The organism is Candidatus Hydrogenedens sp. (genome assembly GCA_035361075.1).
Lineage (GTDB): Bacteria > Hydrogenedentota > Hydrogenedentia > Hydrogenedentales > Hydrogenedentaceae > Hydrogenedens.
Genome location: DAOSBX010000014.1, coordinates 65,978 through 78,100, shown reverse-complemented (window position 1 = coordinate 78,100; position 12,123 = coordinate 65,978). Strand labels below are relative to the sequence as shown.

At 38.0% G+C, this 12,123-nt stretch carries 9 protein-coding genes; 7 read left to right on the top strand and 2 right to left on the bottom strand.

What is annotated here, in order from left to right:
- The 7 genes from PLJ10_06210 to PLJ10_06180 form a co-directional block, all read left to right on the top strand.
- A partial coding sequence (locus PLJ10_06210) for a sugar phosphate isomerase/epimerase family protein (GenBank protein HOK09240.1) occupies positions 1-858 on the top strand: 858 nt, incomplete at its 5' end.
- Positions 859-961: 103 nt separating this feature from the next.
- A complete protein-coding gene (locus tag PLJ10_06205) occupies positions 962-1,279 on the top strand; it encodes a nucleotidyltransferase family protein (GenBank protein ID HOK09239.1) in 318 nt (105 codons plus the stop codon).
- The gene (locus tag PLJ10_06200) at positions 1,272-1,613 is read left to right on the top strand and encodes a DUF86 domain-containing protein (GenBank protein ID HOK09238.1); all 342 of its coding nucleotides are present in this window, start codon (positions 1,272-1,274) and stop codon (positions 1,611-1,613) included. Before PLJ10_06205 ends, PLJ10_06200 begins: the two co-directional genes overlap by 8 nt.
- A 39-nt stretch (positions 1,614-1,652) precedes the next feature.
- Positions 1,653-2,918, top strand: coding sequence for a Gfo/Idh/MocA family oxidoreductase (locus PLJ10_06195; protein HOK09237.1), 1,266 nt, complete (start codon positions 1,653-1,655; stop codon positions 2,916-2,918).
- Positions 2,919-2,993: 75 nt separating this feature from the next.
- Positions 2,994-4,391, top strand: a complete 1,398-nt coding sequence (locus PLJ10_06190) for a radical SAM protein (GenBank protein ID HOK09236.1) — start codon at positions 2,994-2,996, stop codon at positions 4,389-4,391.
- Positions 4,392-4,488: 97 nt separating this feature from the next.
- Complete coding sequence (locus tag PLJ10_06185) at positions 4,489-7,611, top strand: C1 family peptidase (GenBank protein ID HOK09235.1); 3,123 nt, start codon at positions 4,489-4,491, stop codon at positions 7,609-7,611.
- Between the two features lie 65 nt (positions 7,612-7,676).
- Positions 7,677-8,588: an alpha/beta hydrolase gene (locus PLJ10_06180; protein HOK09234.1), complete on the top strand. Its 912-nt coding sequence runs from the start codon at positions 7,677-7,679 to the stop codon at positions 8,586-8,588.
- Positions 8,589-8,593: 5 nt separating this feature from the next.
- Here PLJ10_06180 and PLJ10_06175 read toward each other — a convergent pair whose 3' ends face one another.
- Positions 8,594-10,744, bottom strand: a complete 2,151-nt coding sequence (locus PLJ10_06175) for a hypothetical protein (GenBank protein HOK09233.1) — start codon at positions 10,742-10,744, stop codon at positions 8,594-8,596.
- Positions 10,745-10,787: 43 nt separating this feature from the next.
- Positions 10,788-12,098, bottom strand: coding sequence for a right-handed parallel beta-helix repeat-containing protein (locus PLJ10_06170; GenBank protein ID HOK09232.1), 1,311 nt, complete (start codon positions 12,096-12,098; stop codon positions 10,788-10,790).
- Positions 12,099-12,123 lie beyond the last annotated feature (25 nt).

Below are 12,123 nucleotides of genomic sequence, written 5' to 3'. Positions count from 1 at the left end.
ATGAAAACAGCATTGAATGGATGGATGGTTTGTGGTTTTCAGGGTGAGGTAACGATTGAATCTATTGTGAAAGAAGTAAAAGGAATGGGCTGGGATGGGATTGAATTATGTTATGGAGCAGGCGAACTATCCGCTACCACAACAGAGAATGAATTAAAACATATTCGGAAGGTAGTGGAAACAGAAGGATTAGAAATTCCTTCTTTAGCCTCAGGATTCTACTGGAGTTGCTCTCTCGGAAGTCCTGATGCAGAAGAACGAAATAACGCCATTGAGTTCACAAAAAAATATATCGAATCTGCCAACCTATTAGGGGCTGGTGCGGTTCTTGTCCTGCCTGGCACTGTGGATGTATGCTTTGACCCCAATCGCCCCACCGTCCCCGCAAAAGAAGTCTGGAAATGGGCACAGGATTCTATCCATCAATTAATACCTATTGCTGAACAAAATCAAGTTATCATTGCTCTTGAAAATGTCTGGAGCAAATTCCTCACAGGTCCCTTTGAGTTTGCCCAATTCGTTGATATATTCCAATCTCCATGGGTCAAAGCCTATTTTGATGCGGGTAATTGTTTAATCAATGGTTATCCCGAACATTGGGCTGAAATTTTAGGACAACGCATTGCCCGTGTTCATATCAAAAATTTCAAACGGAATAACGGTGGCGGAACGTTAAATGATTTCACCCCCAGTCTGCTTGAAGGCGATATGAACTGGCAAGGTTTACTACAGACATTGAAGAACATCGGTTATGACTACTACCTGACCGCAGAAGTAATTGTCGGTGACCAGGGCATGCCTAACCTCAAGCAAGCCCAAAAAGTCGCTCATGAATTAAAAGATATATTAAAAAAATGAATATTCCTATTCATTTTTATATAATTATTTTCAGAAAACACTTAAAAATAAACTTTTTTTCTTATAAGTCTGAAATAAGTTTAACCTATATTCTCTAAAATATATGAATAGTCGAGTAAATAAAACGATAAATCTTGAATACATAAAAAAAATATTGGAAGAACATAAAAGCGAATTAAAAAAGAAATATAACATTAAAGAGATTGGTATCTTTGGTTCTTATGCGAGAAACGAAATAAATACCGAAAGTGATATAGATATTCTTATTGATTTCAAAGATGACGGAAAAACATTTGATAACTATATAGAATTAAAACTTTATCTTGAAGCATTGTTACAAAACAAGGTAGACCTTGTAATGAAAGGTGCATTGAAAAAATCATTAAAAAAACGCATCCTCCAAGAAGTTATATATGTCTAAAAGAGAGATTAAAATTATATTAGAAGAAATATTAGAACACATTAAAAAAATAGAAAAATTTACTAAGAATATTGATTATAAATCTTTTGCCAAAGATGATATGAGACATTATGCAACATTGAAATGTTTGGAAATTATAGGTGAAGGGATAAAACAATTACCAGATGACTTTAAGAAAAAACACAATGAAATTGAGTGGCATAAAATAGTAGCTTTGCGAAACATTTTAGTCCATGAATATTTTGGAATTGAACTTGTAATTATATGGGATATTATTAAAAATAAGATTCCTCAATTAAAATCCTTCATTAAAACAATTTGCAAAAAAACTTAATTCGTAAATTTATATTTTAATATTAAAGGAGAAATAATTATGTTAAACCGAAGACAATTCATCGCATCCTCAGCAGTAGCCATGGCATCTGCAACTTTAACTCACAAAGCAAAGGCTCAATCACCCAAAATGCGTGTAGGTATTATTGGTTGTCGTAATAGAGGGCCACAGGTGGCAAATAACCTTGCTAAATCAGGCTATTTTCAGATAAAAACCTTATGCGATTGTGATGAAAAAATGCTCGATAGCGGTAAAAAGGATTTGGAAAAAAATAATGTGGATGTCCCTGTTCTTGAAAAAGATTTCCGTCGGATGTTGGATGACAAAGAAATTGATGTGGTAGTCGTTGCCACTCCTGACCACTGGCATAGCCTTATGGCGGTTATGGCTTTAGACGCAGGAAAACATGTTTATGTAGAAAAACCCTTCTCATATAACATTTATGACGGCTACTCGGTATTGCAAGCCATGAAGAAACATCCCAAACAAGTGGTCGTTGTCGGTTCACAGCAACGCAGTGGAAAACATTTTCATGAAGCCCGTGCCTTTCTACAATCTGGCGAATTAGGAAAAATTGCTTTTGCCCGAGCAGGTACCATCCACTGGCGAGAACCTTTACCTAAAGTCCCAGACACTGACCCTCCAAAAAATTTAGATTATGATATGTGGACAGGTCCTGCTCCAATGAAACCCTATAACCAATACCGTGTCCATTATAACTGGCACTTTATGCTCGACTATGGAACAGGAGATACAGGCAACTGGGCAGCACATTGGTTAGATATTGTCCGCTGGTTTTTAAATATTGACTATCCCCTTCGCGTTCATGCCACTGGTGGACAATTCGTTACCAAAGATATCAAAGAATGGCCTGATACCCAAACTGCTATTCTTGAATACCCAGAACTGACTGTTGTTTGGGAACTCCGTCTATGGTCTGAATACGGTTCCGACTCTTTTGCTGAATTTCACGGAGAAAAAGGAACTTTGGTCATTACCCGTGGAGATTGGAAAGTGTTCCCTAATGGCAAGAAAAAGGAACCCAAAGTATATCCTGGAAGTGATATTGACATACCTCATGCGGTCAATTTCGCAAAAACCATTCTTGGGGAAGAGAAACCCAATGCCCCCGCAGAGGAAGGATATAAAACTGCAGTATTATGCCATCTTTGCAATATTAGCACAATGGTTTCCCGCCCTCTAATTTTCGACCCACAGAACTTGACATTCAAAGATGACCCCGAAGCATCAAAGTGGATAAAACGCACATACCGTGAACCCTGGAACATTGACCAATATATTTAATTTAAGGTTAGACCTATATCCACCGCAAACAAAAAAACAATTGCACTTATCAACCCAAATTTACTCAAGCCTCCCATCTCACCTGTGGGACTTGAGTATATCGCAGAAGTTTTATACCTATCCGGGCACAAAATTATCTGGATAGATTTGTGCTTTTCTGAAAATTGGCAGGAAACATTAAAAAATGCTTTGAATGACTCCAAACCAGATTACATCGGTATTACTATTCGTAATGTTGACGAAGCCATGATGGGAAGCCAGACTTTTTTTATTGATTTTATTAAAATACTTGTGCAATTCTGCAAACAATTTTCCCACTCACCTATTTTTTTAGGCGGTGCCGGATTCTCCATTGCTCCCCGTGAAATTTTAGCCTATATACATGCAGACTTTGGACTTATCGGAAACGGCGTAAATACTATCCCTGAATTCATCACATCTATAGAACAAAAAACTCATGAAAAATTTCCCGGATGTGTTTATAAAAATAGTCAGGGATATATTTTACTCAACCCATTAGAGAAAAAAATCTCCGATAGATACACATCCTTTAAATTTCGTCGCTCCTTTGCCAACCTTGAAAAATATTTCACCGAAGGAGGACAAATCGGCATCGAAACAAAACGAGGCTGTTCCCAACAATGCATCTACTGCGTCGAAAGTGCCTCAGGACACAACGCTATAGAACTTCGGAATCCCGATACTGTCGTTTTTGAAATTGAGCAATTAGTAAATAGAGGAATTAATGTTTTCCACTGGTGCGATAGCGAATTTAACCTTCCTTTAGAGCACGCCCTTCAAATTTGTGACAAACTTATTTGCAGGGGAATCAACAAAGAAATCAAGTGGTATACCTACTGCTCCCCTGTCCCTTTCACAGAAGAATTAGCCTTAAAAATGGAACGGGCAGGCTGTGTCGGTATAAATTTTGGCGTAGACTCATTACACAATGAAATACTGCATTATTTATTTAAACCACATCGTTACGAAAATATACAACAATTAATGAAACTACTCCGCAAAACAAACATCGCTGTCATGTTCGATTTACTATTAGGTTGCCCCGAAGAAACAAAAGAAACCGCTCTATTCACCATTGAAAATGCCTTAAAACTTAAACCCGATGCATTGGGCATATCATTCGGTGTTCGACTTTATCCTTATACAATATTAGGACAACACATATTGTCATTACATCACAACGGTCACAACTTAAAAAATACCATTCACGGTAAACCTCTTGAAGAAAATGGGAACCTACTTTTTCCCATTTACTACCTCTCCCAGGAATTAGATAACCATTTCTTCATCTACCTTCAAAATCTTATAAAGAATGTCCCTTCTGTATTTCTCTCCCTTCCCGCTACCGAAGAAGGAAGTTACTCCTACTGTAACCACGATTACCTTATCAACGCCATCTGCAACGGTGCCCGTGGTGCCTACTGGGACATCCTCCGCCACCGAAAAATTTAAAACGTGATTAAATGATAATAAACTTGTTGAATGTATATTGCTATATGATTTGAGGTAAAATTATGATACTAATAATAATACAAAGAAGTAGGTGATTATGGAGAAAAAAGTATATTCTATCGTTTTTCCTGCTATTCTTTCTTTGCTTATGTTTCTTGTTACAACAAGTTCAAATGCACAGTTATCACAGGAAGATATTCAAAGGCTAAAAGAGGAGGCATTAATTAATAATTGGACGTTTGAGGTGGGAGAAACTTCTGCAACACAGAGAAGTTTAAATCAGCTAACTGGCTATATTCCCCCTGACCCTCAATATTTAGATGAATTACAACCTTACACAAATAAGCCCGTCATCCCGACAGAGAAATTACCCTCTCGTTGGGATTGGCGAGAAAAAACGCCAGGTGGGTTACCCCCTATAAGAGACCAAGGAGACTGTGGTTCATGTTGGGCTTTCGCTACAGTTGGAGCACTCGAATGTGCCATCAAGATTAAAGATGGTATAAATGTAGATTTATCCGAACAATGGCTGGTAGACTGTGCCACGGGCTTGTTCTGGTATGGCTGTGATGGGGGTATCTCCGCTCATGATTGGCATAAAGGAAGCAGGACGGATTCGTGTGGTGGATATGGTGCCGTCCTTGAAACCGATTATCCTTATGTGGGTTATGGTAGTAGTTGTCGTTGCCCCAAACCTCACTATTATACCATTAATGACTGGCATTATGTAGGACCCATGTTAGGGATACCCTCTCTTGATGCCCTCAAAACTGCTATATATCATTATGGACCTATTGTCGCATCCATGGAAGCCAAGGAATCTTTCTTAGCCTATAAAGGGGGGGTTTATAACGACAATATGGATTCAAAAGCCTTGCCCAATCACATGGTCGTAATTGTTGGTTGGGATGATAACTATGGTGGAGGCTCTTTTATTATCCGAAATTCATGGGGGCCCTCTTGGGGTGACAACGGCTATGGCTACATTGCGTATGGTTCCTCTCAAATTGGTTATGGAGCGGACTATATTGAGTATGGGACACCTACCGATTTATTATTGGTAACCCCTCAACAAAATTTACTCTTTTACTTGAGTTCCAACAATTTCATATCACCCTCCTCCATCGGAATTACTCTTGAAAATATAAGTGAATACAATATTAACTGGACATCAACAGTGGATGAAGGTATTACATTAAGTCCTTCATCGGGGTCATTAAGCCCAGGTGAAACAAAAACAATTCAATTGACAGTTCCCCAACTCCCTGCTCAATCAGGAACCTATACCAAAAACTTTTCTATTACCAATACCTCAACACAAGTTACTCAAAATTTCAGTGTCAAACTTAAAAAAGCTTATCCAGTACCTATCTCATTCCCATTAAATAGCGATCCTGGCTGGGAAAAAACAGGAAACTGGGCTTTTGGTAAACCTGCAGGCTTAGATGGTGACCCATCCTCAGGATATACAGGTCAATATGTCTATGGTTATAACTTGAATGGCACCTATGAAAATGATATGGGTGAAGAAACTTTAACTTCTCATCCAATAGATTGTTCTAATGCCCAAAATATTACCCTATCTTTTTATCGTTGGTTAGGCATTGAATCATCTTCCTATGATCATGCACGGATTGATGTAAGTACAGACGGGACAACATGGACTACAATCTGGAACCACACATCAGGGACAATACAAGAAAATTCCTGGTCCTTAAAAACCTATAATATCTCCACTATTGCAGATCGTAAACCCATCTTACTCATCCGTTGGGTGATGGGTCCTACCGACTATAGCGATACCTACGCAGGTTGGAATATTGATGACATTTCCATATCAGGTGACTCTGTAAATGTTACAGTGCCCAATGTTGTAAACAAAACCTTACAAGAGGCAGTAAATACAATTACTTCTGCAGGTTTAACCCAAGGACAAACCAATTGGACTTGCAGTAATTCCGTGCCTGATGACTCGGTTATCTCGCAATCACCCCAGGCAGGGACATCCGTTCCCGCAGGGACACAAGTAAACCTGGTGGTATCGTCTGGATTCTGTCCGGTTATTGTCCCTAATGTATTGGGACTGGACTATACAGAAGCAGAAAATCAAATTATTTCCAGTGGATTAACTGTTGGAAATATTGAGTATTCTTGTAATGATACAATCCCAGCAAATGCGGTGGTCAATCAGACCCCATCTGCTGGGGTTGAAGTCCCCTATGGTTCCTCTATAGACCTAATTATATCCACAGGTCCTTGTCCTCCGGAAGGAAGCATGGAAGGCGAAGGTCTCTCTGAAGGAAGTGCAGATGGTGAAGGGATAATAGAAGGTTCCCCTGAAGGGGAGGGAAACTATGAAGGGGAAGGTATATTGGAAGGTCTTATCGAAGGGGAAGGCACTAATGAAGGCTCCTCTGAAGGGTTACCCGAAGGAGAAGGGACCTCTGAAGGTGAAGGTATGCAGGAAGGCGAAGGTTCTATTGAGGGTGAGGGCATTATAGAAGGGACATCCGAAGGAGAGGGGATAACTGAGGGAGAAGGGATATTGGAAGGGGTATTGGAAGGCGAAGGAGGTCCAGAAGGGGAAGGTACTATTGAGGGTGAAGGCATTATAGAAGGGACATCCGAAGGAGAGGGGATAACTGAGGGAGAAGGGATATTGGAAGGGGTATTGGAAGGCGAAGGAAGTCCAGAAGGGGAAGGTACTATTGAGGGTGAAGGCACTAATGAAGGCTCTCCTGAAGGGGTAACCGAAGGAGAAGGAATACCTGAAGGGGGGGAAGGTATGCAGGAAGGTATTATTGAAGGGGAAGGTATGCAGGAAGGTGAAGGAAGCGTAGAAGGAACGGTAGAAGGTACTGCTGAAGGTAGTTCTGAAGGGGGTAACGAAGGGGTTTTAGAAGGAAATACAGAAGGGGAAGTTATATCTTCATATCATAGTGCGGATAAGAATAATGATAGTACGATAGATTTGAGTGAACTTCTCCGTGTTATTCAATTCTTTAATTTCGGTAGTTACCATTGTCAACAAGGCTCTGAAGATGGGTATGCCCCTGGCGAAGGGACAGATTATGGTTGCCCACCCCACACTTCCGATTACAAACCTCAAGATTGGAAGATTGACTTATCAGAACTCCTGCGACTTATTCAGTTCTTCAACTCAGGAGGCTATTATGCCTGTCCTGGTGTTGGAGAAGATAACTACTGCCCTAAAATATGAAAAAAAAATAAAGAAATTTTTGTTTTTCATAATTTTCATTTAAAAATTTTGGGGGAGAAAATTAAATGAATATGTTTAAATGTAAAAAGATAGTTTTATATTTATTTGTTTTTTCTGTTTTTATTCTTATTATTTCTATATTGTTCATCTACTATACAATTACCCATCGAACAAAAGGAGAATATTTTGATTTAGAGGGAATAAAAATTCATTATACAGATGAAGGGCATGGAGAACCTATCATTTTAATACATGGATTTGCGGTTAATGCTGACCTTAACTGGCGAAGACCCGGAATAATTGATTCCCTTAAACCTAACTTCCGAATTATTGCAGTTGATTTACGGGGTCATGGTCTTAGTTCCAAACCACACACTTCGGATGAATATGGAATAAAAATGGTTAAAGACATAATCAACTTAATGGACTATATAAAAATAGACAAAGCACATATTGTTGGTTACTCATTGGGAGGCTTTATTGCTATTAAATTAACTACCCTTTATCCTGACCGAGTAATTAGTTTATCTCCTCTCGGTTCAGGCTGGGAACTACCAGAACAAAATCATTTCTTTTCAGCAATAGACAAACTAATCAAAAAATTAGAGAATAATTCAGGTATTGAACCTGTAAGCACACATCTTGATACGAGCAGAAGGAAACCTGGAATAGTCCATTCACTGTGGGTAAAAATATTAACACGGTTTTTTAATGACCCCAAAGCATTAATTGATGTATTAAAGGGTGTTCCCGAACTCAAAGTGAATGAGGATGAAATAAAAAAGATTAACATTCCTACATGTATGGTTGTAGGAGAACATGACCCATTACGGAAAGGGGCAGAAAACCTAAAAAATGTCCTACCACAATCGGAATTAACCATTATAAAAGGAAAAGACCATATTACAGCACCTCTCTCATCGCAATTCAAAGAAACACTAAAACTTTTTCTACTTAAACATTCTACAAATCCTTAATACCTTTATGAAATTACATCTCCTTCTTTTTGTTCTTCTAATATCGGGGGTTCATTATCATTACCCTTCTTTGTTTTGAACCAGTCTAATATATACCTTTTAATCATACAAAGCCATGGTTTTAGATATTCAAGAGGAAGGCTGTTCAACATTGCGATAATCAGCATATAAATACATAGGACAAAGAGCATACACCCTAACCAATAATATGTTGGGAATTCCTGTTCCCACATGGTATAGAAGAAGTAGCCAGCCATAGCAGTGATATACAACCAGATAATTGCAATAGCACGGGGTATATAATCCGATTTAGGGGAGAAAAATAATAAAGGTACTGCTAACATGATGTAGTAATAATAAGTGGGTGAGACTAAAAAGAAACATGGGACAAAACCGAACACAAAACTTTCATAAGGAGAAAGTCGTCGTGATGCAATTAGGCATAGAATCAATACAATTGCCATTGTAACCCACCAACGTCGTGCTTGTTCCTTATATATAATACTTCGCGTATATGTCTTCCAAGGCGAAATAACCTTTTTCATAGCAGATGCAAAATCTAAATTCTCTGTATTTGAAGGCTTTGTCACTGGTTGTGGTTTTGATGGATTTGCAGAAGGTGGGTTCGTAGGTTGTTCGGATATTCCTGTCATGTAGGGACGTCCCAACAAGGCATTTCCAAAAATTTTAGCTACATCTTTTAGGGATTGCTTTAAATCTAAATTTTTCGGGTACTGTGCAATAAAAATATATTTATATCCGACACGCCATGGTGATATATCTTTGCTATGCCTACCTATTTTATCTGCGTAATCCCTCCACTGGTATAAGCCACCATAATAACAAAACGATGAGATAAATAAAATGGCTAATGTAGCGATAAAAGTTACAAAATAATGTACCCAATGACGCTCCATTCGATTAAAAAAATATCCCCATACACCTACCCAGAATAACAACATACCAAACAAAATAAGTGGAATTGTGATAATGAGGTGCACAAATATTGGGAGTGGCCAAGGAATTGTAAAACTTTCAAATAAACTCGATGGGAATTTTCGCAAGATAAGACTTATTATCAATGAGATAATAAAATTAACAATAAAAATAGACAGTAGAACTATACGTCTTTGTTTTTGGTCATAAAAACGAATTTTCAATTCGTCATATGCCACCCGCAATAATTTACAGAGGTCCCAAAACAAACGTGCCCCTGGCCCGAATAAAAACACGGCAGGAAATACACGAGAAAGAACAGAGTATGCTGTAAAAAAACCTGCCCATTTATAATGATTTAATTTTATCATGCAGGCAGATAGAACCAGACACATTGCAAAATCAGTTCTCAAGTAAGCCCCTTTCATGTGTGAAAACCGCATCATATAGTGTGTTCCAATCAATATAAGCATAAACATCGCTGGGCGAAGTCCAAACGCATACAAAACAATTAACGTTGTAATTCCAATAAGCACCAAATCCAACGAAGCCAACATCAACATATGATTTCGATTCTCGGTAGAGATAGGATTACTTAAAAAACCTCCTACCAACATAGACCAAACAGGGGTTGCATTGTATCCTTTATCTCTCAGAACGTTGTTCCAACGACTTGTCGTTAGTTCTCGCTTAAAAAATCGAATATCTTTCAACCATTCTTCCCAACGTTCTGGCGAAAAACGGCTTTTATACTGGTCTCTATTTTTAAGAACTTCATCGACGGAAATATACATGCCATTGGCAAGATTACGAATGGTATTATCTGAATTGGAATACTTACGGTCTGTCTCATCATCCGCAATCAAACTGGCTGCATATAAACGGGTATAACCAATTTCTTTTGCATATTTAGAACCCATATAATAATGGTAAAACTCATAAGCATTAAAGAACGTCCCATACCGCCATTGTCCGAAACTATCAATATAATTACCGACCGCAAGAAAAGCACAAATACACAACATCGCCATTAACACACCCCGTATTACACCAGATAATGTAGCACCTACATACGAAATAATCCATTTTCGATTAAGTAATACTAAACCAATAATAATAAGAATTGTGGACGATGGTACTAAATATCTTAGGTCGTTTTGATTTGCGAATCTTTGGAGTTCCCAAAGAATGATTTGGAACAAAGAAGGAGAACTCTCCATAACAACCTCCATCTCAAAGTTTATGTTTCAAATAAAGAGTATGTTACTCTATTACAACGTCTCTTTTAAACCCCACTATCTTGTTATTTTTTAAAATATTTTCTTTTGCCAATTTACCAATTTTGATACCTATTTTATCACCTTGACTATTTCTTTCCCGAATCATGTTATCTTGTATTTCGTTGCCTTTAGTAAGTCCTTCAATTGATATTCCAACTCCTTTATCCGATTTCAAATTTTCTATAACATTCTCCCTAATTTTATTACCTGTTGCTGTAAATCGCTCTGATTCTTCCCGAAATAAAATGCCATAATCAACAGAATTCACTATCTTATTTTTTTGAATTTGATTATCATTGTCCCTATGGCCTATTGATATACCGATACGGTTATTTTCCAGTCGGTTGTTCTCTGCAATTCCATTTTGTACACCCCAGCAGAAAAAGATTCCAATATCATTATTTTCTATTCGATTATTCGTTACTTTTGGTCTTTGTGAACCCGACCCTGGATGTAGACCTAACCCTGTATTGTCATGAGAAAAACAATTATCTACCACAACATCATGAACAATTTGCCAACTTATTCCATCGCCATTGTAGTTTCTTGCTTCTACATTTCGAATTGTAACCTCATTACAATCCTGTAGCCAGATACAACCTGCATAATTTCCATCTAAAAACAAATTATTTTCCTTATTACCATCCAAAACAAGATTTTCAATAACAATATCTTCAACGAATTCTCCGCTTATTAAAGGGAATAAGGTAGCGATTGTCGTTTCCTGTCCAAGCCAGACATTATCCCGTAATGCTTTATCTAATATTAACTTGTCATCCTCAATAGCGATAATAGTTCTCTTAATAACATCCATTCCCCCATGATGAGGATTTTTTGTCCGAATACATAAACCATCGCCAACCTTAAATTGTTCTGGATGTTTGACTGTTATACATTGCTCATACCAATCCGCATCTTCCGTAAACTCTGTTTCTATAGATGGTTCTTTTACAAAAATTGTAGATGACCCACTCCCAATAAGTTTAATATGACTTGTCAAATAAACAGCATTGGAAAACCGATAAATCCCCTGCAATATCTGAACTATTCCTCCTCCATATCTTGCCACAGAATCAATCCCCGCCTGAATAACTTTTTCCGTATTTCCACAAAAATCAGCATTACTACCTTCCTGCCCAATGACAACCCGATATTGTTGACGTTCAGAAGCCCCTTTTTGTTTATCACCTGATATATAAGAACCGCTGTTTGCATAAATACGATTATGTGGTGGTAGAAAAAAAATACTACCAGCGGTTATCATATCTCGCAACACTTCCCGTCGGGTCATCATATTCTTTATCCTGTAAACACACTAT

Excerpts from the sequence above, each read along its gene's own strand:
- PLJ10_06205 (HOK09239.1), top strand. The coding sequence starts at position 962 with ATGAATAGTCGAGTAAATAAAACGATAAATCTTGAATACATAAAAAAA.
- PLJ10_06200 (HOK09238.1), top strand. The coding sequence starts at position 1,272 with ATGTCTAAAAGAGAGATTAAAATTATATTAGAAGAAATATTAGAACAC.
- PLJ10_06195 (HOK09237.1), top strand. The coding sequence starts at position 1,653 with ATGTTAAACCGAAGACAATTCATCGCATCCTCAGCAGTAGCCATGGCA.
- PLJ10_06185 (HOK09235.1), top strand. The coding sequence starts at position 4,489 with ATGGAGAAAAAAGTATATTCTATCGTTTTTCCTGCTATTCTTTCTTTG.
- PLJ10_06180 (HOK09234.1), top strand. The coding sequence starts at position 7,677 with ATGAATATGTTTAAATGTAAAAAGATAGTTTTATATTTATTTGTTTTT.
- PLJ10_06175 (HOK09233.1), bottom strand. The coding sequence starts at position 10,744 with ATGGAGAGTTCTCCTTCTTTGTTCCAAATCATTCTTTGGGAACTCCAA.
- PLJ10_06170 (HOK09232.1), bottom strand. The coding sequence starts at position 12,098 with ATGATGACCCGACGGGAAGTGTTGCGAGATATGATAACCGCTGGTAGT.